Raw genomic sequence first — 21,427 nt, forward strand, 5'->3', positions numbered from 1 at the left:
AGTCATGTATCGAAGCTAGGAGCCCTGCCCACGTGTCCAAACGCCCGCTGACCGCCGCCGCACCCGCCACACCCGGCGACCGCGTCCGATTGACGGTGGAATATGAGCGAACGCAGCTATTGGGCATCCTCTTCGGCGAGTTCGACCGCAACCTCGTCGCGATCGAGAATCGCCTTGGCGTCTATATTTCGGCGCGCGGCAACCGCGTGCAGATCGAGGGCGAGGCCGAGGCGGCGGCGCGCGCGCGCGATGTGCTCACCGAACTTTATAACCGGATCGAACAGGGGCAGGAGGTCGACGCGGGGCTCGTCGACGGGGTGATCGCGATGTCGGCGCAGCCGACGCTTGCGGGCATCATCCGCCACGATGCGAGCGAAGCGCCGCCGATCATGATCCGTACGCGCAAGAAGACGATCGTCCCGCGCGCGCCGTCGCAGGTTCCCTATATGCAGGCGCTCGCGCGCGACGAGGTGATCTTCGCGCTCGGTCCGGCGGGCACCGGCAAGACCTATCTCGCGGTCGCGCAGGCGGTCGCGCAGCTCATCACCGGCAGCGTCCAGCGTCTGATCCTCTCGCGCCCGGCGGTCGAGGCGGGTGAGAAATTGGGCTTCCTGCCGGGCGACATGAAGGAAAAGGTCGATCCCTATCTGCGGCCGCTCTACGACGCCTTGCACGACTGCTTGCCCGCCGAGCAGGTCGAACGCCGCATCGCGTCGGGCGAGATCGAGATCGCGCCCCTGGCCTTCATGCGCGGGCGGACGCTCGCCGACGCTTTCATCATCCTCGACGAGGCGCAGAATACGACGATCCCGCAGATGAAGATGTTCCTGACCCGCTTCGGCATGAACAGCCGCATGGTGATCTGCGGCGACCCCAAGCAGGTCGATCTGCCGGTGCCAACCAGCTCGGGCCTTGCTGACGCGGTCGCGCGGCTCGAAGGGCTGGAGGGGATCAATGTCAGCCGCTTCACCAGCGCCGACGTCGTCCGCCACCCGATCGTCGGGCGGATCGTCGAGGCCTATGAGGGGCCGGGATCCTAGGGCGTCGGCCTCCCCGGAACGGGGCGGATGACTATTTCCGCGCCGCGTCGACGCTCCAGATGCCCGCGCCGCGCGTCGCGATGAACAGGAAGAGGAAGCAATAGAGCGCGATCGCCTCGCCGCCGTTGACGATCGGGAACAGGCTCTTGCTGCCATGCACCATCCAGTAACCGACCGCCGCCATGCCGCTGGCGACGAAGGCCGCGGGGCGGGTGAACAGGCCGATGACGATCAAGCCGCCCGCGACCAGTTCGATCACCCCCGCCGCCTGTAGCATCGGATTGAGCGGGGCCGGGAAATCGACCGGGAAGTTGAAGAATTTCTGCACCCCATGCGAAAGGAACAGCAGCCCCGCGACGATGCGGAGCAACGCATAGGCCTGTTCGCCAAATCCATCGAGAAACTTCATGATCATTCCCCTCCTGTCGCGATCGACGGGGCGAGGCTATCGGATTTTTTACGAAACGCGAAATTTTTTCACGCCCCATGTCACACCCGCCGCCGTCCGCTCGTCATGTCTGCATAGCCCAAGCCAAGGAGACACGACATGACCAAGGTAACCGACCCCTTCGCCGCCTCGCCGCAGCTCATGAAGCAGTGGATGGCGGTCAGCATGGCGGCCGAGAAGAGCCTCGAAAAGAGTTTGATCGAGCTGGTGAAGATCCGCTCGTCGATCCTCAACGGCTGCGCCAACTGCATCAATATGCACAGCATCGATGCGCGCGCGGCAGGCGAGACCGAACAGCGCCTCTATCTGCTCGCCGCCTGGCATGAAGCGCCGGTCTACACGCCCCGCGAACGCGCTGCGCTGGCCTGGACCGACGCCTTGACCCGCGTGTCGCAAGGGCACACACAAAGGCAAGCACGCGAAGCGCTCGACGCGCATTTCACCGCGGAGGAGCAGATGAACCTGACCGTGATGATCAATGTCATCAACGGCTGGAACCGCATCGCGATCGGCTTCGACCTCTGGTACGAGGGCGGCGCACCGGCGAAGGCGGCCTGATGATCCCCGAAGGCATCGGCGGCGAAAGCCATGGAGGCGCGGACGCGGCGAGGAGTTTCGATCCGCTGCGCCCGCTCCTGATCCGCGTTGCCTATCGCATGCTCGGCTCGGTCGCCGATGCCGAGGATGTGGTGCAGGATGCCTTTATCCGCTGGCTCGCCACCGACCGCGAAGCGGTGCGCGAGCCCGCGGCGTTCCTCCGCCGCACCGTGACGCGGCTCTGCCTCGACCAGATCAAGTCGGCGCGCCGCCGCCGCGAAACCTATATCGGCCCCTGGCTTCCCGACCCGCTGGTCGAGGAGGAGGAAGAGGACGACGTCACCCTGCCGCTGATGCTCGCGCTCGAACGCCTCTCCCCCCTCGAACGCGCCGCCTTCCTGCTCCACGACGTCTTCGGGGTCGAATATGACGAGGTCGCAAAGACGATCGATCGCGATCCCGCCGCGACGCGCCAGCTCGCCGCGCGCGCCCGCACCCACGTCCGCGACGCGCGCCCGCGCTATCGGCTGGAAAAGGAGCGCGGGCTCGAAATCGCCAACGCCTTCTTCGCGGCGTCGCGCAGCGGCGACATGGGCGCGCTCGGCCAACTCCTCGCTGCCGATGTCGGCATGTGGTCCGATGGCGGCGGCAAGCGCCCCGCGGCGATGGTGCCGGTGCTCGGTTTCAACACGGTGATGACGCTGCACCGCAGCCTTGCCGTCCTGTTCGTCAAGCACGGCTCGACGCTGGTCCACACCGGCACGATCAACGGCCTGCCGGGCTTCGTCACGCGCGAAGCCGACGGCGAGTTTCAGACCACCGCGCTCGAGATCGCGGATGGCAAGGTCACCGGCATCTATGTGATGCGCAACCCCGACAAGATGAAGCATATGCATTGAGGGGGTCGGGGTCCGGAAGCTGGATATTCTCCTTCTCGTCACCCCGGATCAAGTCCGGGGTGACGAAGGCGGATTACGCAGTGCCCGCTCCCACCCCAGCGCGGACAGTGGCTGAACCCATTTGCCAACTCTGTATTGCCGGTGTAATACGGGCGACCAAGCATGTTCGCCTTCCTGAAATCCAGCCCGCCTGCCGCCTCGCCGCAGCCGCCCGACATGCCGGGTGCGCCTTATCTCGACGCGCTTGCGCCCGACGCGCCGCCACCCGAAAGCCGCTTCCGCAAATGGACGCGCCGCCTCTCGCGCGGTTTCGCGATCGTCATGATCGTGTTCATCCTGCTCGTCGGCTGGCTCGCGCTTACCGCGCCCTTGTCGAAATCGCTCCAGCCGATCGCACCGCCGGAGATCACCTTGCTCGCATCAGACGGCACCCCGATCGCGCGGATGGGGGCGATCGTCGACGCGCCGGTCGAGGTCGCGAAGCTGCCGAAGCATGTCAGCGGCGCCTTCATCGCGATCGAGGATCGCCGCTTCTATAGCCATTGGGGCGTCGATCCGCGCAGCATCGTGCGCGCCGTCTGGGCGAATTTGACCGGAGGACGCAAGCAGGGTGGCAGCACGATCACCCAGCAACTCGCCAAATTCACCTTCCTGACCCCGAAAAAGACGCTCGGCCGCAAGGCGCGCGAGGCGTTGATCGCCTTCTGGCTCGAAGCCTGGCTGACCAAGGACGAGATTCTCGAACGCTATCTCTCGAACGCCTATTTCGGCGACAACACCTATGGCCTGCGCGCGGCGTCGCTCCATTATTTCTCGCGCCAGCCCGAAAAATTGACCCAGGCGCAGGCGGCAATGCTCGCCGGGCTGGTGCAGGCGCCCTCGCGCCTCGCGCCGACCAGGAACCCCGATCTTGCGGCAAAGCGCATGCGGCTGGTGGTCGGGGCGATGGCCGACACCGGCTATCTGACCGCGGCCGAGGCCAAGGCGATCCGCGCCCCGCGCGTCGATGTGCGCAACCGCAACACCTTGCCCACCGGCACCTATTTCGCCGACTGGGCGCTGCCCGAGGCGCGCCAGCTCAGCGACGTCGGCTATTCGCGCCAGACGATCCGTACCACACTCGATGCGCGGCTGCAGGGGATCGCGCGCCGCGTCACCGCGCGCGCCGGGCTCGGCAAGGCGCAGGTCGCGGTGGTCGCGATGCGCCCGAATGGCGAGGTCGTCGCGATGGTCGGCGGCCGCGACTATGCCGCTTCGCCCTTCAACCGCGTCACCCAGGCGCGGCGCCAGCCGGGGTCGACCTTCAAGCTGTTCGTCTATCTCGCCGCGCTGGCGGACGGCAAGGCGCCGGATGATTTCATCGACAACCGTCCGATCGACACCGGGGCCTATCAGCCGAAGAATGCCGGCGGCGCCTATTCGGACCGGATCACGCTCGAAGATGCCTTCGCGGCTTCCAGCAATGTCGCCGCGGTGCGCCTGTTCCGCGAGGTCGGCGACGACAAGGTGATCCGCATGGCGCGCGAGCTTGGCGTCACCTCGCCGCTCGCCAAGGGCGACCCCAGCCTCGCACTCGGCACATCGAGCATGACCTTGCTCGAACTTACCGCCGCTTATGCCGCGGTCGCGGCGAACAGCTATCCGGTCGTCCCGCACGCCTTCAAGGAGGAGGAGCCGGGCTGGCTCGCGCGCTGGGTCTGGGGCCCCGACCATTTCTCGTCGCGCGTCCACGACGGTATCGAACAGATGCTGCGCGCCGCGGTGAACCGCGGCACCGGCCGCGCGGCACGGCTGCCGCAGGCCAATTTCGGCAAGACCGGCACCAGCCAGGATAATCGCGACGCTTTGTTCGTCGGCTATGCCAATGGCCTGGTCGTCGGCGTCTGGGTCGGCAATGACGATAATTCGCCGCTGCACGGCGTCGCGGGCGGCGGTATTCCGGCGCGCATCTGGCGCGATTTCATGACGCAGGCGAGCGGCCGCGCCGCTGCGCCGGTCAGGAAGGCCCAGCCGACGACCGACCCCGGCGGACCGGTGCAGCCGCTCGACATTCCCGATATCCCTGATGTTCCCAATGTCCCGATCGCCGACAAGACCAGCGTCGGCGTCAAGGATGGCCAAGCGGTGATCAGCACCGAGATCGGCGGCACGCGGATCGACCTCAAGCTTCCGATCGGCGACCAGCCGCCGGCGATGTCAGAGCCACCGCCACCGCCGCCCCGATAAACGACAAAGCCTGTGTTCCCCCGCCTTCGCGGGGAGACACAACTCTTGAAACGGATCTCACTTTTATCTGTCCTACATGGCTCGGCCGCGATACCGTCCCCCTATGATCCGCCTTACCGCCTCCTCGTCGGAAAAAATGCGATTTGTGAGTGAAGTTAGGCAGTTTTCCGCCCTTTTTCGGAGCAGCCTTTTTTCATGCTGAGCGTCGAAACCCACGAAGCCACCCCTTGGCCCGACGGCCTCGACTGGGAAGCGCGCGCCGCGGAAGCCGCCGCCGCGGCGCTGGCGTTGACGCCGTGGGCGAGCCTCGCCGACGCCGCGCCGCTGGTCGAGATTGCGGTGCGGCTGACCGACGATGGCGAAGTCCAGGCGCTCAATCGCGATTTTCGCGGAAAGGACAAGCCGACCAACGTCCTCTCCTTTCCGCAGGTCCAGGCCGACCTGCTCGCCACGCTCAGCAACAGCGATGCCAAGGAAACTCCGGGGGGTGAGATATTGCTCGGCGACATTGTCCTCGCCCGCGAAACCTGCGCGCGCGAGGCGGACGAGAAAGGGATTTCGATTCCGGACCATGCGACGCACCTGATCGTCCACGGCACGCTCCACCTCGTCGGTTATGACCATATCGACGACGCCGGCGCGGGGGCGATGGAGGCGCTGGAGGTGAAAGCGCTTGCATCGCTGGGCATCGCCAATCCATATGCCGATCAGGATTAACTTCAGGACCATGCGACATCATGCCCGACGACCGGGATTCTTCGAGCCGATCGGAAGACGACAGTAGATCCGGCCTGTTAGCCGGGTTGAAGACATGGCTGTTCGGCGGAGACAAGGAACCGTCGCTCCGCGAGCAGATAGAAGAGGTCATCGACGAGGCTGAGGAAGAGGGCGACGACCGGCGCGGCGGCAACATCATCGGCGGCCTGTCGCCGATCGAGCGCAAGATGGTCCGCAACCTCCTGCATTTCGGCGAGCAGACCGTCGACGATGTCGCGGTGCCGCGCGGCGAGATCGTCGCCATCCCCGAAAGCGCGAGCTTTGCGGAGGTGATCGCGCTGTTCGCCGACGCCGGACACAGCCGCCTGCCGGTCTATCGCGAGACGCTAGACGAGGTGGTCGGCATGATCCACGTCAAGGACGTGTTCGCCGTACTCGCGGCGGGACAGGCGCCGCCGCCGCTGCTCGACCTCATCCGCCAGCCGCTCTACGTCCCGCAGTCGATGGACGTGCTCGACCTGCTCGCCGAGATGCGGGCGAAGCGCACCCATCTGGCGATCGTCATCGACGAATATTCGGGCACCGAAGGCCTCGTGACCTTCGAGGATCTGGTCGAGGAGATCGTCGGCGAGGTCGAGGACGAGCATGACGACGAACCGACCGCGCTGTTCGTGCTGGGTGAGACGGGCTGCTGGGAAGCCGACGCGCGCGCCGAGCTCGACGACATCGGCGAGGCGATCGACCCGCGGCTCGCCGATGTCGAGGAGGATGTCGACACCCTCGGCGGCCTCTCCGCGGTGCTTGCGGGCCATGTGCCCGAGGTCGGCGAAATCCTCCTGCACCCGAGCGGCTGGCGCATCGAGGTGACCGAGGCCGACGAAAAGCGCGTCCACCACCTCCGCCTCCATCCGCCGGTCGAGGTCGACCCCGAAGCGCCGCTGGATCGGCCGGAGGACTTCTGACGCAATTGCCTTTGCGCGGCCAAGCGACTAGCGCCAAGCGGATGGAAGTTTCGGACCTTCGCATCGCCCTGTTCAGCGGCAATTACAACATGACGGTCGATGGCGCGAACAAGGCGCTCAACCGGCTCGTCGGCTATCTGCTGGCGCAGGGCGCCGCTGTGCGCGTCTACTCGCCAACCGTCGACGACCCCGATTTCGCGCCGACCGGCGACCTGGTCAGCGTGCCGTCGATGGCGATCCCCAATCGCCCCGAATATCGCATTCCGCTCCATTTCTCGGCGCGGGTGCGTCAGGATATCGCGAAATTCGCCCCGAACATCCTCCACATCTCCAGCCCCGACCGCGTGTCGCGGCAGGCGGCGGCCTGGGCACGGCGGCGCAATATTCCGGTCGCCTGCTCGGTGCATACGCGCTTCGAAACCTATTTTCGCTATTACAACCTCTCCTTCCTCGAACCGCTCGTCGTTGCGTGGCTGCGCCGGCTCTATCGCCGCTGCGACGCGCTGATCGCGCCGTCCGAAAGCTTTGCGCAGGTGCTGCGCCAGCAGCGGATGAACTATGACATCGGCATCTGGACCCGCGGCGTCGAGCGCGACGTGTTCCGTCCCGACCGCCGTGACCTGGACTGGCGGCGGAGCTGGGGGATCGCCGACGACGTCCCGGTCATCGCTTTTCTCGGCCGACTGGTGATGGAAAAGGGGCTCGACGTCTTTGCCGACACGATCGACCAGCTCCAGCGCCGCAAAGTGCCGCATCAGGTGGTGGTGATCGGCGAAGGGCCGGCCGGCGACTGGTTCGAATCGCGCCTGCCGCAGGCCAAATTCGTTGGTTTCCAGGGCGGCGAGAATCTCGCCCGCGCGCTCGCATCGTGCGACATGTTCTTCAATCCGTCGGTCACCGAAACCTTCGGAAATGTCACGCTCGAGGCGATGGCCTGCGGGCTGCCGGTCGTCGCCGCGCGCGCCACCGGCAGCGCCAGCATCGTCAAGCACGGCCAGACCGGCTACCTCGTCTCGCCGGGCGCGATCACGCTCTTCGCCGACGATCTGGAGCATTATTGCCGCGAACCCGAGCTGCGCGCGGCGCATGGCGCGGCGGCCTGCGCCGAAAGCGGCGCCTATCAATGGGACGCGATCAACCAGTCGGTCGCCGACACCTATCTGCGGCTGGTCCGGCAACGGCAGCGGCGCGCGGGGTAGAGGCGCCATGGCGAGGGATCTGTTCGGCGACGATGCGCCCACGCCGCAGGCCGCCGCCGTCGGTCCCGCGCCGCTTGCCGAACGGCTCCGGCCGCACACGTTGGCCGAGGTCGTCGGGCAGGAACATCTGACCGGCGCCGAGGGTGCGATCGGCCGCATGGTCGCGGCGGGCCAGCTTTCGTCGATCATCCTCTGGGGTCCGCCGGGGACGGGCAAGACGACGATCGCGCGGCTACTGGCCGAGGCGGTCGGCCTGCGCTTTGCGCCGCTGTCGGCGGTTTTTTCAGGCGTCGCCGATCTCAAGAAAGCCTTCGCCGACGCCGAAAAAATGGCCGCGGCGGGCAAGCGCACCCTGCTTTTCGTCGACGAGATTCACCGCTTCAACCGCGCCCAGCAGGACGGCTTTCTGCCCTTCGTCGAGCGCGGCACCGTCGTTCTTGTCGGCGCGACGACCGAAAATCCCAGCTTCGCGCTGAACGCGGCGCTGCTCAGCCGGGCGCAGGTGCTCGTGCTCCATCGCCTGGGCGAGGCGGCGCTCGGCACGCTGATCGCGCGCGCCGAGGCGGAAATCGGCCAGCGCCTGCCGGTCACCGCCGAAGCGCGCGCCGCGCTGATCGCGAGCGCCGACGGCGACGGCCGCTTCCTGCTCAACCAGGTCGAGACGCTGTTTTCGGTGACGATCGAAAAGCCGCTCGACCCCGGCGAGCTGGCGCAATTCCTGCATCGCCGCATGCCGGTCTATGACAAGGATGGCGACGGCCATTACAATCTCATCTCGGCGCTGCACAAGGCGATGCGCGGGTCGGACCCGCAGGCTTCGCTCTACTGGCTGGCGCGGATGCTCGTCGCGGGCGAAGAACCGCTCTATGTGCTGCGCCGCCTCACCCGTTTCGCGAGCGAGGATATCGGCCTCGCCGATCCGCAGGCGCTCGTGCAATGCCTCGCCGCGAAGGATGCCTATCAATTCCTCGGCTCGCCCGAGGGAGAGCTGGCAATCGTGCAGGCGTGCCTCTACCTCGCGACCGCGCCCAAATCGAACGCCGCCTATGCCGCGCAGAAGGCCGCGTGGAGCGCGGCGCGCGACACCGGCAGTCTCGCACCGCCCGCCAACATCCTCAACGCGCCGACCAAGCTGATGAAGGATCTGGGCTATGGCGCGGGCTACAGCTATGACCATGACGCGCCCGAGGGCTTTTCGGGCGACAATTATTGGCCCGACGCGATGAAGCCCCTCGACCTCTATCGCCCCGTCGATCGCGGGTTCGAGAAACGGATTGCCGAACGCATGGCGTGGTGGGACGAACGGCGGGGCGAGAACAGGGGCGGATAGATGACGGCGCGCTTCGACGATTGGAACGATGTGGTCGCTTTCGCCTGCGCGCTTCCCGATGTCGAGATGGCGCCCTTCTATGGCACGCCGTGCCCCAAGGTGAACGGCAAGGCGTTCGTGTCGCCGGGGCGCGAGGCGGGCAGTTTCCACGTCATGTGCCCGCACGAGGAAAAGGAGATGTTGCTTGAAACCGATCCCGACAGCTTCTGGCAGACTCCGCATTATGAAGGCTGGCCCGGCCTCCTCGTCCGCTTCGGATCGGGTGACCCCGAACGCATCGCGAACGTCATCCGCCGCGCCTGGTGGGACCGCGCCAGAAAAGCGCAGCGCGCCGCCTTCGGCGAGCGGCCTTGAGATGTTGCGCCGGCTGATTTTCGGCACCGTGCTGGCGATCGCCGCGCTGCCTGCGCAGGCGGCCGACGCCCATGCCGACGTCAACCGCGCCTGGGCGGCCGGCTATCGCGCCGCCTTCACCTGTTCGGCCCTGTGGGACGGCGCGGGCAAGCCGGTGGACGCGATCGAGCGCGACGAGCTGACCGGCATCTATCCCGAGATCGAGGCCGATGTTCGTGCGCTCAAGGCCGATATCGACGACAAGGCGAAAATCGTCAGCGTCCGCTACCGCGACGACATGCCGCCGCGTATCGCACAATGGGATGCGGGTGAGGGGTGCGTCACCCTGCCGATCGGCGCCGCGCCGATGCGGATCGCTGGCTTCACCGGTGCCGCCCGCCCGATGCTCGACGATCGGCGGTGGCCGATGGGCGACAAGGATGCGCACGCGCCGACGCCGCGCGGCTTTACCCCGTTCGAGAGCGCGGCGATGAATCTTTCGGCCTATGGCGGGCGATCGAGCTCGCTGCTGATCGTCAAGAAGGGCCGGATCGTCGTCGAGCGCTATTGGGGCGGGCATGACATCCACACCGCCCAGCGTACCTTTTCGGTCGCCAAGTCGATGGCCGCGACGCTGATCGGTCACGCGGTGCTGCAAGGCGCGGTCGATGTGAAGGCACCCGCGTTGATCGCCGAATGGCAATTGCCGGGCGACCCGCGCGCGGCGATCACGACCGAGCAGTTGATGCGCATGGCGAGCGGGCTGACCAGCGATACGGCGGGCAATCGCAGCGACGCCATCTATATGGGCGGCGCGTCGGTGCGACAGTGGACCACGCAATGGCCGCTGCTGAATCGGCCCGGCACGCGCTATCGCTACGCCAACAACGACACGCTGCTCGCGACGCTGTCGCTGAAGGCGGCCGAGGCGGAGGCGGGCCGCGCGCTCGACCCCAAGGCCTTCTTTGACCGGATCGGCATGACGCGCACGTTCGCCGAGCATGACAAGGATGGCGATTATATCCTGTCGAGCCAGGTCTGGACGACCGCCCGCGATCTCGCGCGGCTCGGCCTCCTCTATCAGGATGACGGGCTGTGGCAGGGCGAGCGGCTGCTGCCTGCGGACTGGCGCCGCTTCGTCACCGCGCCCACCGGACCGCAGCCCGAGGGAGCGTTCGGCTATGGCGCCTATTTCTGGCTGTTGAACAAGTCGGAAGGCGTTCCCGCCGATGCCTTCGGGGCCTTCGGCAACCGCGGCCAATATCTGGTCGTCATCCCGTCGCGACAATTGGTGATCGTGCGGCAGGGCTATGACGACGGCAAGCAGCGGCTCGACATCGCGAAACTGGTCGCCGCCGTCGTCGCGGCGGATACGAAAGGGATTTAATCCATCCCCGGATAGCGATTGAATGTCGGCATTTCGCCGAGCTTTTCCATCCAGCCGATGCGCTCGGCAATCTGGATCTGTGCACCCGCAGGGATCAGGTCGGGGTCGTCGAGCGTAGCCGACTGGACGTCGATCTGGCCCGGAAAGATCGCCTCGTTCGTATAGAAGAGGCCGGTGCCGCAATCGGCGCAGAAATGGCGTCGGCCATGTTCGGACGAGGCATAGATTTTGGGCGTGCCGGTCATCTCCAGATCGGCCCGGTTCACCAGCGCCCAACCGACCATCGGCGCGCCGGCATGACGGCGGCAGTCCCGGCAATGGCATAGCGCATGATGCTCGACCGCCGTCGGCATCGAATAGCGGATCGCGCCGCAATGGCATTGACCGCTGGCGCGGGCGGGGGTCTCGGTCATATCGCTCTCCTTGAATCGGGAAGAGAACATATCATAAACATTGTCCGAGTCCAGCGCCGTCCGATCGGGCGCTAGTCGCCCAGATCGACTTTATGGGCCTTCGCCCAATCCTGATATTGCCCCCGCGGGTTCGCCGACGGGTGCGCCAGGATGGCCGGCATGTCCGCCCGCAGCGCCTTGAGATCTAGCGAGCGGATCATCGCCTTGACCGGGCCGATCCCCGCGGGTGTGATCGACAGCCGCTCGATCCCGAGGCCAAGCAGCGCCATCGCCTCCAGCGGCCGGCCGCCCATCTCGCCGCACACGCCGAGCTGGACTTTCGAGCCCGATACCAGCTTCACCACCCGTGCCAGATAGCGCATGACGATCGGCGACAGCCAGTCGTACCGCTCGGCAAGCCGCGGGTGCGCGCGGTCGGCGGCGAAGAGGAACTGGGTGAGGTCGTTGGTGCCGATCGACAGGAAGTCGAGGTGCGGCAACATCAGGTCGAGGGTTTCGACCAGCCCCGGCACCTCGAGCATCGCGCCATAGCGGATCGCGACCGGCAGCTTCTTGTTGTGGCTCGCAAGCCACGCGCGCTGCTTGACGAACAGCTCGCGCGCCGCCTCATATTCCCATGGTTCCGACACCATCGGGAACATGACGTTGAGTGTCCGTCCCGCCGCCGCTTCCATCAGCGCGCGCGCCTGAATCTTGAGCAGTCCCTCGCGTTCGAGCGCCAGGCGCAGCGCGCGCCAGCCCATCGCGGGATTTTCCTCCTGCTCGGCGCCGTCCATGTTCATATAGGGCAGCACCTTGTCGCCGCCGATATCGACCGTCCGAAAGATCACCGGCCGGTCGCCCGCCGCGTCGAGGACGTCGCGGTAGAGCCGCTGCTGCCGCTCGCGTTGCGGCAGCGTGGCCGAGACGAGGAACTGGAATTCGGTGCGGAACAGCCCGATCCCGCGCGCCCCGGTCAGGTCGAGCGCGGCGACATCTTCGCGCAGCCCCGCGTTGATCATCAGCTCGACCGACACGCCGTCGCGGCTCACCGCCGGCAGGTCGCGCAGCGCGGCAAGATTGGCGCGGCGCTTGTGCGAGATTTCGAGCTTGGCGTCGAAGGCATCCTGCACCGCCTGCGTCGGGCGGACATGGATGGTGCCCGCCGCGGCATCGAGCAGCAGCAGATCGCCGTCGCGAATCGAACTGCGCACGTCGCGGACGCGGCCGATCACCGGCACCCCCATCGCGCGCGCGACTATGATGACATGCGCGGTCAGTGACCCTTCCTCGAGCACCACGCCCTTCAGCCGCCGGCGATCATATTCGAGCAGTTCGGCGGGGCCAAGATTGCGCGCGATCAGGATCGAATCCTGGCGAAGCCCCATCTGCGCCGCAGTGCCCATCTGCCCCGATACGATGCGGATCAGCCGGTTCGACAGGTCCTCAAGATCGTGCATCCGTTCGCGCAGCAGCGGGTCGTCGATCTGCCGCATCCGCATGCGGGTTCGCTGCTGGACGCGCTCGATCGCCGCCTCGGCGGTCAGGCCGCTGTCGATCGCCTCGTTAATCCGGCGCGACCAGCCCTCGTCATAGGCGAACATCTTGTAGGTCTCGAGCACCTCTTCCTGTTCGCCGCCGATGCCGAATTCGGCTTGGCTCGTCATGCGGTCGATCTGCTCGCGCATCTTGTCGAACGCGGCATAGACGCGGTGGCGTTCGGCCTCGGTATCCTCGGCGACCGTATGCTCGATGGTGATGCGCGGCTGGTGGAGGACCGCGATGCCGGCGCCCATGCCGTCGACCAGCTTCTGCCCCGACAATCGCTGCGCCGACTGATCGGCGGCCGCGGCGTCGATGCGCGCGGTGGTATCGACCAGATCGGCGTTGGCGATCAGTTCGGACAACACCATCGCGACGGTCTGCAGCGTCTCAATCTCTATCTCTTCATAGCGGTGCGGGTCGCTATGCTGGACGCAGAGCACGCCGACCGCTTGCTCGCGGCGGATGATCGGAACGCCCGCGAAGCTGTGGAACAGCTCCTCGCCGGTTTCGGGGCGATAGGAAAAGTCGGGATGCGCGGCCGCCTCGTCGAGGTTCAGCGTTTCGATCTGCTCGGCGATCATGCCGACCAGACCTTCGCCGAGCGCGAGGCGGGTGACATGCACCGCCTCCTGCTTGAGGCCGCGCGTCGCATAAAGCTCGAGACTGCCGCCGCGCAGCAGATAGATGGAGCAGACCTCGCTGTGCAGGCATTCGCCGATGATCCCGACGACCTGGTTGAGCTTGCTCTGCGCGTTGGTGCGCGCCGCCATCACCTCGTGCAGCCGGGTCAGGATCGTGCGCGCCGATTGGGCGGCCGACGTCGGCGGGGGCGGGGCGTTGGTCATGTCCCGCCCGTGCTAACAGATGCCATGCCTTGCCGCCAAGGGCGCGCGCGAAATTTCCTGTCGCGATCAGCCGCCGGGGGGCGGGGTGGGCGGCGCTGCTGACGTCGCTTCCGGAGCCGCCGGGCCATAGGCGGTGCCGGGCGTCGCGGTGACCGGCGTGGTCATGATGGCGGGCGGCGGCGCATATTTCGCGTCCCATGCCGCCGCGTCGAGCTGATAGCGGGCATAGGCTTCATAGAAATCGATAAATGGCTGGTCGAGCCGCGCGAGCTGCGTCGGCGACTGCTCGATCACCTGCGCGGTCGGCGTCGACGAGACGAGCTGGGCGATTTCGTTGGCGCGGGCGCAGAAGGCGCGCTGGGCGGGCGGCTGCGCGAAATAGTTGAAGAGCTGGGTCGACAGGCGATCGCGCGGAGCGATGCCGTTGTTGCCATTTGCCTTGCCGAGCTGGCTGATGACCGCCTTTTCGGTCGACTTGATGATTTTCGCGTGCGCCTTGATGATATTGTTATACGCCGACACCAGCGTCGCTTCCTCGGTGCCGCGGCAACCGATCGCCGCGACGTTGAGGCCGATCTTGAGCTGCCAGAAGGCGCGGTCGCCCGAGATATTGCTGTTCGCGGTGACGAAATGGCCATCGATCCCGCGACCGGGAAGAATCTGCGTCAGCGACGCATAGCCCGGCGGCAGGGGGCGCGGCGGGATGACGATCGTGACCTGCGGCGGCGGCGGGGGAGGTGGCGGCGGCGGTTTGGGGGCGCAGGCAGCGACGCTCGCTAGCAGGCCGGCCATGATGATCTTGCGCGACATAGTCATGAAACTCTCCCCAACCGCGAAACCATGCGGCCTCAACCCCGTGCGTGCAATGCGGCGTCGGCCTGTTGCACCAAAGCTGCGATGATATCGGCAACGCTCTCTTCGCGGGTTACCATACCCACGGATTGCCCTGCCATTAACGAACCGCCCTCGACGTCGCCGTCAATGACCGCGCGGCGCAAGGCGCCCGCCCAATAATGCTCGATCTGGAGCTGCGCTTCCAGCATGTCGACGTCGCCCGCGTCGAGCAGGTTCGCGACTTCGCGCTGCTTCGCGGTAAAGCTTTCGGTGCCGTTGTTCTTGAGCGCGCGCACCGGGATCACCGGCAGCCGCGGGTCGATCTGCACGCTCGCCACCGCATCGCGCGCCGAGGCGCGGATGAAAGCCTTCTTGAAATTGGGGTGGGCGATGCTTTCGGTCGCGCAGACGAAGCGCGTGCCGAGCTGGACCCCCGAAGCGCCCATCTCCAGATAGCCGGCGATCGCTTCGCCGCGACCGATACCCCCGGCAACGAAGATCGGAACCTCGCTTGCCAGCTCGGGCAGGATTTCCTGCGCCAGCACGCTCGTCGACACAGGGCCGATATGACCGCCCGCCTCCATCCCTTCGATGACCAGCGCATCGACGCCCGACCGAACGAGCTTCTTTGCCAACGCCAGCGTCGGCGCGAAACAGATGAGCTTCGCGCCCGCCCCCTTGATCGCCTCGAGGCTACCCTTTGGCGGCAGGCCGCCCGCGAGCACGATATGGCCGACCTCATGCTTGGCGCAGACGTCGATCAACTCGAAGATCTGGGGGTGCATGGTGATCAGATTGACGCCGAAATTGCGCGTCGCGAGCTTTTTTGTCGCGGCGATCTCTGCATCGAGAAGTTCGGGCGTCATCGCGCCGCAGGCGATGACGCCAAAGCCGCCCGCATTGCTGATCGCGCTCACCAGATGGCGCTCCGAGACCCAGCTCATCGCGCCGCACAAAATGGCATAATCGCTGCCGAGAAGCTCGGTCCCGCGAGCCATGAGATCGTTAATTTTGCTCATTGCAAGCGCCTTTGCCAGCAGTCGCGCGCGGGCGCAATGAAATGCGATAATCGCGCTTGCGGCCCGCCGCATGCGCGAGTCCGTTCGGCCCGGCAACCCCACCTTTCAGCGCAGAAAGCAAATCAATCATTGTCAACTAAATTACTTGTAATATGCTTGCCGAGCGAATCCACCAGGGAAAGGAATTTTGCATGAGCTCCTTCAAGGAGGCCGCCAAGAGCGGGTCCGAGCAGGTGCCCCGCGCCGTCCAGACGGTGCTCGACGCGCTCGAAAAGCTGAAGTTCGGCGCCATCCAGCTCACCGTCCACGAGGGGCGGCTGGTGCAGGTCGATATCACCGAGCGCCACCGCTACCCGAACTGACCTCAAACCCCCGAAAAGGGGACCGTTCCATATCCAATGCCGCAGACCGGACCGCCGGATGTGGCAATTTTCTTGCAACAGGAAATTGTCATGATCGCAAAATATCCGTCTGCCCGCCGACGCCTGTCGGCCACATCCTTTTCGCTGGTCTTGCTTCTCGCGCTGGCCGCGACCCCGGCGCTTGCCGCCGAAAACAGCTCCGATGCCGCCGACGTCGATGCCGCCGCACAGGTCGAGGGCGGCAGCTATGGCGGCGACATCCTCGTCACCGCCCGCCGCCGTCAAGAAACCGCGCAGGACGTGCCGATCGCCATCTCGGTCGTCGCGGGCGAACAGATCGACAATACGGGCAGCTTCAACGTCGGGCGCCTGACCCAGCTCACCCCGACGCTGCAATTCTATTCGTCGAACCCGCGCAACACCGCGGTCAACATCCGCGGCATCGGCGCGCCGTTCGGCCTGACCAACGACGGGATCGAGCAGGGGGTCGGCATCTATGTCGATGACGTCTATTATTCGCGCGTCGCCTCCTCCACCTTCGACTTCCTCGACGTCGCGCAGATCGAGGTGCTGCGCGGGCCGCAGGGAACGCTTTATGGCAAGAACACGACCGCGGGCGCGATCAACATCACGACCAACCAGCCGACCTTCGATTTCGAGGGCAAGGCCGAGGTCAGCATCGGCAATCTGAATTTCAAGCAGGCAAAGGCCGCGATCTCCGGCCCGCTGACCGATCATCTCGCGGCGCGCATCGCCCTGTCGTCGACCAGCCGCCGCGGCACCATCTACAACGTCACGACCGACCGCTGGGTCCAGAGCCAGGACAATATCGGTATCCGCGGACAATTGCTCTGGCAACCGAACGACGATCTTTCGGTCACGCTTTCGGGCGACTGGAACAAGCAGGACGCGGTGTGCTGCGCGTCGGTGTTCGTACGCACCGGCGCGACCCAGCGTCCGCTCAATCGCCAATATGCCGCGCTCGCCGCGGCACAAGGCTATGTCGTGCCGAGTAGCAATCCCTATGACCGGCTGACCGACCTCGACGCGAGCCTCAACGCGGGCAACGAGATTGGCGGCGTCGCGCTGCGCGTCAAATGGGATGTCGGCCCCGGCACGCTGACCTCGGTCACCGCATGGCGCTATTGGGATTGGCAGCCCGAGAACGACCGCGATTTCACCGGCCTGCCGATCGTCACCAAATCGCAGAATCCGTCGCAGCAAAACCAGTATACGCAGGAATTGCGGTATAATTACTCCGGCGATCGTTTCGATTTCGTGCTCGGCGGTTTCTATTATTATCAGCGCATCGACACGCAAGGGACCGAACAGCATGGCCCGGCATCGAGCCGCTGGACGCTCAACCCGACGAGCGCCTTGGCGAACGACCCATCGGTGCTCGACGGCCTGACCGCGATTAATACGCAGTTCCTCAAGAACACCAGCGCCGCCTTCTTCGGGCAGGCGAGCTGGAAGATCACCGACCAGTTCACCATCCAACCCGGCGTGCGGCTGAACTACGACAAGAAGGCGGGTTTCTATCAGCGCCGTGTTTTCGCGGGCGACGGCACGCCGGTGGTCTTCGGGCCGACTGATGCGGTCACGCTGGCACGCCTCGGTGTCTTTGCGCCGCAGGAATATGCGCCCGAATTCAGCGACTGGAACTTCAGCTACGACCTGACCGCGACCTATAAGGCGACGCGCGACCTGCTGTTCTATGCGACCTATGCCAAGACCTTCAAATCGGGCGGCATCAATCAGAATGGCGTGCCGAACGACGCGAACAACAATCCCCTTCTCGGCACGGCGACGGTGAAGCCCGAATCGGTCAATCACTATGAAGCGGGGATCAAGACCGAGTTCTGGGGCCGCCGCGCCACCTTCAATCTCTCCGCCTTCCGCACCGACATCAAGAATTTCCAGGCCAATGTGAACAATGGCCAGTTCGGGGTGCTGCGCGGCTATCTTGCCAATGCGGGCAAGGTGCGGACGCAGGGCTTCGAGGGCGATTTCTCGATCCGTCCGAGCGAGCGCTTCCGCGCCTATGTCAACGGCGCCTATACCGACGCCAAATATGCGAAGTTCGTCGATGCGCCGTGCGCGCCCGAGCAAGCGGGGGGCACGAACAGCCCGCCCAATTGCGACATTTCGGGCCAGCGGCTGCCGGGCGTGTCGAAATGGGCCTTGTCGTTCGGGGCAGAGGTCAATGCGGAATCGAAACTCTTCGCCCAGGACGGGCAGTTCTATGTCGGCTATGACGGCAGCTATCGATCGGACTGGTCGTCGAACCCGACACCCTCGGCCTATACCTGGGTCAACGGCTATGCGCTGTCGAACTTCCGCGCCGGTTTCCGCACCGACAGCGGCTTCGACATCTTCGGCTGGGTCCGCAATGCGTTCGACCAGAAATATATCGACCAGCTCAGCGTCGGTCCGGGCAACACCGGGCTGATCGTCGGCCTGCCGGGCGATCCTCGCACCTGGGGCGGGACGGTCAAGGTCAGCTTTTAGGCGGGCTCCCACCCGGTAAAGGAAAAGGGCCGCTCCCACCGGGGGCGGCCCTTTCTCATGCGGCCGGGGTCAGCGCTGCTGCGGGTTCTTGCTGTGATCCTGATCGGACCGCTGGCCGCCCTGCTGGCGATCCTGACCGCCCTGCTGCTGCTGCTGGCGGCGCTGTTCTTCGTCGCGGTCGGCCTGCGGCTTTTTCTCGGGCTGCTGGTTGGGGGTGTTAGCCACTTTCCATACTCCTGCTGTCACGCCATGCCATCATGCCATGACCTTTCAGCAACCCGCCGCGGACGGGCATGTTGCGCGGCTTCGCCGGGACGTGGCGGAGATGGGACAGGTGGCCTCCGGCGGAGAAACTCCCCCGATCGTTGATCGGTTCATTCGATGACTGAAGTCGGCTTATTCGTTTAGGTCGATGGGATGGCGCGGCCTATCCTCGCCCGGTCAGAACGAAAGGATGACGCCATCGACTCGACGCTCGCCCGCGCCGATCGTCTTCAGCGACCTGCCGTCGCCGCTGCGTCACGCGCCCGTCATCCCGCTCGATCATCATCGCATAACCACAAAAGAGGAGAGAACCATGAACGCCCCCGAAAAAGGCTGCCCCTTTGGCAAGGACCGGTTCCGCGGACTGCTCGGTCGCACGAGCAAGGATTGGTGGCCCGACGCGCTGCCGCTCGACATCCTGACCCAGAACGGCGCCTCGCCCGATCCGATGGGCGAGGATTTCGATTATGCGAAGGCCTTTCAGTCGATCGACTATCAGGCGCTGAAGGCCGACCTCACCGCGCTGATGACCGACAGCAAGCCCTGGTGGCCGGCCGACTACGGCCATTATGGCCCCTTCTTCATCCGCATGGCGTGGCATGGCGCGGGCACATATCGCACCGCCGACGGGCGCGGCGGCGCCAACAGCGGCCAGCAGCGTTTCGCCCCGCTCAACAGCTGGCCCGATAACGGCAACCTCGACAAGGCGCGCCGCTTGTTGTGGCCGATCAAGCAGAAATATGGCGCCCGGATCAGTTGGGCCGACCTGTACATCCTCGCGGGCAACGTCGCGATCGAGTCGATGGGTGGTCCGGTGTTCGGCTTTGGCGGCGGCCGCAAGGACGTCTATGAAGCCGAACGCGACATCTATTGGGGTGCCGAGGATCTGTGGGTCAACGAAGGCGTGCAGACGCGCATCGACCCCGACAAGGATCTCGACCTCGAAAACCCGCTCGCGGCGATCCAGATGGGGCTGATCTACGTCAATCCCGAAGGGCCGGGCGGCAATCCAGACCCGCTGCAATCGGCGCGCGATATCAAGATCACGTTCGAACGTATGGCGATGAACCATGAGGAAACGGTCGCGCTGACCGCGGGCGGCCACACGTTCGGCAAGACGCATGGCGCAGGCGATGCCAGCCTGGTCGGCGCCGCGCCGGAAAGCGCCGATATCAGCCTGATGGGCCTCGGCTGGTCGAGCAGCTTCGAAACCGGCGTCGGCGCGCATGCGATCACCAGCGGCCTCGAAGGCGCGTGGGTCAATACGCCGACCCAATGGTCCGAGAATTTCTTCCGCCTGCTGTTCGACTATGACTATGAACTGGTGCGCAGCCCCGCCGGTGCGCAGCAGTGGCAGCCGATCAATCAGAAAGAAGAGGACATGGCCCCCGACGCCCATAATCCGGGCAGGAAGGTGCCGACAATGATGACCACCGCCGACATGGCGTTGAAGGTCGATCCCGAATTCCGGGTGATTTCGGAGAAGTTTCGCGATGATCACGAAGCCTTCAAGGACGCCTTCGCGCGCGCCTGGTTCAAACTGTGCCACCGCGACATGGGCCCCAAGGCCCGCTATCTCGGCCCCGAGGTGCCCGCCGAAGACCTGATCTGGCAGGATCCGGTGCCCGCCGGAAACAGACCGTCGGATGGTGAGGTGAGCGCGTTCAAGAGCGCGATCCTCGCCTCGGGCCTCAGCATCGGCGAATTGGTCAAGGCGGCCTGGGCTTCGGCCTCGACCTATCGCAAGAGCGATTTTCGCGGCGGCGCCAACGGCGCGCGGGTGCGCCTCGCGCCGCAAAAGGACTGGGCGGTCAACGATCCGGCCGAACTGGCGAAGGTGCTGGCGAAGATCGACGGACTGCGCGGCAATCTGTCGATGGCCGACGCAATCGTCCTTGCCGGATCGGCGGCGGTCGAGAAAGCGGCGAAGGATGCGGGTTTCGCCATTGCGGTGCCCTTTACCGGCGGCCGCGGCGACGCGACCGACGCCGACACCGACGCCGAAAGCTTCGACGTGATGGAGCCAAAGGCCGACGCCTTCCGCAACTATCTGGCGACCAAGCATAGCGTGAAGACCGAGGAATTGATGCTCGACCGCGCGTCGCTGCTCGGCCTGTCGGTTCCCGAACTGACCGTGCTGATCGGCGGGCTGCGCGTTCTTGGCGCCAATGCGGGCGGCACCAGCCATGGCGTCTTCACCAACCGCGTCGGACAGCTCACCAACGACTATTTCGTTAACCTGCTCGATATGGATACGCTGTGGGAGGTCGTCGATACGAGCGGCGACGAGGAGTTCATCGGCTACGACCGCGGCGGCCGCACCGAGCGCTGGCGCGCGACGCGCACCGACCTGATCTTCGGCTCCAACTCGCAGCTTCGCGCGACCGCCGAAGTCTATGCCGAGAAGGGGCATGAAGAGAAATTCGCGCGCGATTTCGTCAAGGCCTGGGTCAAGGTGATGAACGCCGACCGCTTCGACCTCAGCTGATCCGGGCCTGATCGGGCGCGCCGGTCCCGCATCATGCCGCGGGACCGGCAGCAGCCGCAAAGATGAAGGTTCTTTGAGCTTAAAGCCAC

Annotated in this window: 20 protein-coding genes; 13 read left to right on the forward strand and 7 right to left on the reverse strand. The window is 65.6% G+C overall.

Features of this window, described 5'->3' with window-relative positions; genetic code table 11:
- Positions 1-32: 32 nt before the first annotated feature.
- Positions 33-1,040 (forward strand): PhoH family protein, encoded by a 1,008-nt coding sequence (locus tag CVO77_RS14870; RefSeq protein WP_105999713.1) that lies wholly within the window; start codon positions 33-35, stop codon positions 1,038-1,040.
- A gap of 31 nt (positions 1,041-1,071) precedes the next feature.
- On the opposite strand, the gene CVO77_RS14875 is transcribed toward CVO77_RS14870, so the two are convergent.
- On the reverse strand, positions 1,072-1,449 hold the full coding sequence (locus CVO77_RS14875) for a DoxX family protein (RefSeq protein ID WP_106000863.1): 378 nt from the start codon (positions 1,447-1,449) through the stop codon (positions 1,072-1,074).
- 138 nt (positions 1,450-1,587) lie between these two features.
- Between CVO77_RS14875 and CVO77_RS14880 the strand changes: the two genes are divergently transcribed.
- From CVO77_RS14880 to CVO77_RS14920, 9 genes are all read left to right on the forward strand, one after another.
- Complete coding sequence (locus CVO77_RS14880) at positions 1,588-2,046, forward strand: carboxymuconolactone decarboxylase family protein (RefSeq protein WP_105999714.1); 459 nt, start codon at positions 1,588-1,590, stop codon at positions 2,044-2,046.
- A complete protein-coding gene (locus tag CVO77_RS14885) occupies positions 2,046-2,924 on the forward strand; it encodes a sigma-70 family RNA polymerase sigma factor (RefSeq protein WP_105999715.1) in 879 nt (292 codons plus the stop codon). Before CVO77_RS14880 ends, CVO77_RS14885 begins: the two co-directional genes overlap by 1 nt.
- 162 nt (positions 2,925-3,086) lie before the next feature.
- On the forward strand, positions 3,087-5,150 hold the full coding sequence (locus CVO77_RS14890; RefSeq protein WP_242445959.1) for a transglycosylase domain-containing protein: 2,064 nt from the start codon (positions 3,087-3,089) through the stop codon (positions 5,148-5,150).
- Between the two features lie 195 nt (positions 5,151-5,345).
- Complete coding sequence (gene ybeY / locus CVO77_RS14895; RefSeq protein ID WP_105999716.1) at positions 5,346-5,867, forward strand: rRNA maturation RNase YbeY; 522 nt, start codon at positions 5,346-5,348, stop codon at positions 5,865-5,867.
- Between the two features lie 20 nt (positions 5,868-5,887).
- Entirely contained in the window at positions 5,888-6,829 is a 942-nt protein-coding gene (locus tag CVO77_RS14900; protein ID WP_105999717.1) for a hemolysin family protein, read from the forward strand.
- A gap of 41 nt (positions 6,830-6,870) precedes the next feature.
- Positions 6,871-8,028, forward strand: a complete 1,158-nt coding sequence (locus CVO77_RS14905; protein ID WP_105999718.1) for a glycosyltransferase family 4 protein — start codon at positions 6,871-6,873, stop codon at positions 8,026-8,028.
- Positions 8,029-8,035: 7 nt separating this feature from the next.
- On the forward strand, positions 8,036-9,358 hold the full coding sequence (locus CVO77_RS14910; protein WP_105999719.1) for a replication-associated recombination protein A: 1,323 nt from the start codon (positions 8,036-8,038) through the stop codon (positions 9,356-9,358).
- Entirely contained in the window at positions 9,359-9,712 is a 354-nt protein-coding gene (locus CVO77_RS14915; RefSeq protein WP_105999720.1) for an MmcQ/YjbR family DNA-binding protein, read from the forward strand.
- Between the two features lies 1 nt (position 9,713).
- A complete protein-coding gene (locus CVO77_RS14920; RefSeq protein ID WP_105999721.1) occupies positions 9,714-11,078 on the forward strand; it encodes a serine hydrolase domain-containing protein in 1,365 nt (454 codons plus the stop codon).
- Here the strand turns inward: CVO77_RS14920 and CVO77_RS14925 are convergent.
- From CVO77_RS14925 to CVO77_RS21325, 5 genes are all read right to left on the reverse strand, one after another.
- Positions 11,075-11,491 carry a GFA family protein gene (locus tag CVO77_RS14925; protein ID WP_105999722.1) on the reverse strand — a complete coding sequence of 139 codons (417 nt, stop codon included), beginning with the start codon at positions 11,489-11,491 and terminating at the stop codon, positions 11,075-11,077. The two genes, CVO77_RS14920 and CVO77_RS14925, sit on opposite strands and share 4 nt — an antisense overlap.
- A 71-nt stretch (positions 11,492-11,562) precedes the next feature.
- Complete coding sequence (gene ptsP / locus CVO77_RS14930) at positions 11,563-13,860, reverse strand: phosphoenolpyruvate--protein phosphotransferase (protein WP_105999723.1); 2,298 nt, start codon at positions 13,858-13,860, stop codon at positions 11,563-11,565.
- Positions 13,861-13,926: 66 nt separating this feature from the next.
- On the reverse strand, positions 13,927-14,676 hold the full coding sequence (locus tag CVO77_RS14935; protein WP_105999724.1) for a hypothetical protein: 750 nt from the start codon (positions 14,674-14,676) through the stop codon (positions 13,927-13,929).
- A 32-nt stretch (positions 14,677-14,708) separates the two neighbouring features.
- Positions 14,709-15,713 carry an NAD(P)H-dependent flavin oxidoreductase gene (locus CVO77_RS14940; protein WP_106000865.1) on the reverse strand — a complete coding sequence of 335 codons (1,005 nt, stop codon included), beginning with the start codon at positions 15,711-15,713 and terminating at the stop codon, positions 14,709-14,711.
- Complete coding sequence (locus tag CVO77_RS21325) at positions 15,700-15,843, reverse strand: hypothetical protein (RefSeq protein WP_158258086.1); 144 nt, start codon at positions 15,841-15,843, stop codon at positions 15,700-15,702. The genes CVO77_RS14940 and CVO77_RS21325 overlap by 14 nt, the downstream gene beginning before the upstream one ends.
- Before the next feature lie 61 nt (positions 15,844-15,904).
- On the opposite strand from CVO77_RS21325, the gene CVO77_RS14945 reads away from it, so the two are divergent.
- Both CVO77_RS14945 and CVO77_RS14950 read left to right on the forward strand, forming a co-directional pair.
- Positions 15,905-16,075 carry a YezD family protein gene (locus CVO77_RS14945; protein WP_106000866.1) on the forward strand — a complete coding sequence of 57 codons (171 nt, stop codon included), beginning with the start codon at positions 15,905-15,907 and terminating at the stop codon, positions 16,073-16,075.
- Between the two features lie 90 nt (positions 16,076-16,165).
- Positions 16,166-18,586, forward strand: a complete 2,421-nt coding sequence (locus CVO77_RS14950) for a TonB-dependent receptor (protein WP_106000867.1) — start codon at positions 16,166-16,168, stop codon at positions 18,584-18,586.
- Between the two features lie 69 nt (positions 18,587-18,655).
- On the opposite strand, the gene CVO77_RS14955 is transcribed toward CVO77_RS14950, so the two are convergent.
- Complete coding sequence (locus CVO77_RS14955) at positions 18,656-18,811, reverse strand: lana protein (RefSeq protein WP_105999725.1); 156 nt, start codon at positions 18,809-18,811, stop codon at positions 18,656-18,658.
- 352 nt (positions 18,812-19,163) lie between these two features.
- On the opposite strand from CVO77_RS14955, the gene katG reads away from it, so the two are divergent.
- Positions 19,164-21,338, forward strand: a complete 2,175-nt coding sequence (gene katG / locus CVO77_RS14960; RefSeq protein ID WP_106000868.1) for a catalase/peroxidase HPI — start codon at positions 19,164-19,166, stop codon at positions 21,336-21,338.
- Positions 21,339-21,427: the final 89 nt, after the last annotated feature.

This window comes from Sphingopyxis lindanitolerans (assembly GCF_002993885.1).
Lineage (GTDB): Bacteria > Pseudomonadota > Alphaproteobacteria > Sphingomonadales > Sphingomonadaceae > Sphingopyxis > Sphingopyxis lindanitolerans.

Coding starts and splice junctions, on each gene's coding strand:
- CVO77_RS14935 (WP_105999724.1), bottom strand. CDS start 14,676: ATGACTATGTCGCGCAAGATCATCATGGCCGGCCTGCTAGCGAGCGTC.
- CVO77_RS14900 (WP_105999717.1), top strand. CDS start 5,888: ATGCCCGACGACCGGGATTCTTCGAGCCGATCGGAAGACGACAGTAGA.
- CVO77_RS14925 (WP_105999722.1), bottom strand. CDS start 11,491: ATGACCGAGACCCCCGCCCGCGCCAGCGGTCAATGCCATTGCGGCGCG.
- CVO77_RS14880 (WP_105999714.1), top strand. CDS start 1,588: ATGACCAAGGTAACCGACCCCTTCGCCGCCTCGCCGCAGCTCATGAAG.
- CVO77_RS21325 (WP_158258086.1), bottom strand. CDS start 15,843: ATGATTGATTTGCTTTCTGCGCTGAAAGGTGGGGTTGCCGGGCCGAAC.
- CVO77_RS14905 (WP_105999718.1), top strand. CDS start 6,871: ATGGAAGTTTCGGACCTTCGCATCGCCCTGTTCAGCGGCAATTACAAC.
- CVO77_RS14885 (WP_105999715.1), top strand. CDS start 2,046: ATGATCCCCGAAGGCATCGGCGGCGAAAGCCATGGAGGCGCGGACGCG.
- CVO77_RS14945 (WP_106000866.1), top strand. CDS start 15,905: ATGAGCTCCTTCAAGGAGGCCGCCAAGAGCGGGTCCGAGCAGGTGCCC.
- CVO77_RS14915 (WP_105999720.1), top strand. CDS start 9,359: ATGACGGCGCGCTTCGACGATTGGAACGATGTGGTCGCTTTCGCCTGC.
- CVO77_RS14910 (WP_105999719.1), top strand. CDS start 8,036: ATGGCGAGGGATCTGTTCGGCGACGATGCGCCCACGCCGCAGGCCGCC.
- katG (WP_106000868.1), top strand. CDS start 19,164: ATGAACGCCCCCGAAAAAGGCTGCCCCTTTGGCAAGGACCGGTTCCGC.
- ptsP (WP_105999723.1), bottom strand. CDS start 13,860: ATGACCAACGCCCCGCCCCCGCCGACGTCGGCCGCCCAATCGGCGCGC.
- ybeY (WP_105999716.1), top strand. CDS start 5,346: ATGCTGAGCGTCGAAACCCACGAAGCCACCCCTTGGCCCGACGGCCTC.
- CVO77_RS14920 (WP_105999721.1), top strand. CDS start 9,714: ATGTTGCGCCGGCTGATTTTCGGCACCGTGCTGGCGATCGCCGCGCTG.
- CVO77_RS14875 (WP_106000863.1), bottom strand. CDS start 1,449: ATGAAGTTTCTCGATGGATTTGGCGAACAGGCCTATGCGTTGCTCCGC.
- CVO77_RS14940 (WP_106000865.1), bottom strand. CDS start 15,713: ATGAGCAAAATTAACGATCTCATGGCTCGCGGGACCGAGCTTCTCGGC.
- CVO77_RS14890 (WP_242445959.1), top strand. CDS start 3,087: ATGTTCGCCTTCCTGAAATCCAGCCCGCCTGCCGCCTCGCCGCAGCCG.
- CVO77_RS14950 (WP_106000867.1), top strand. CDS start 16,166: ATGATCGCAAAATATCCGTCTGCCCGCCGACGCCTGTCGGCCACATCC.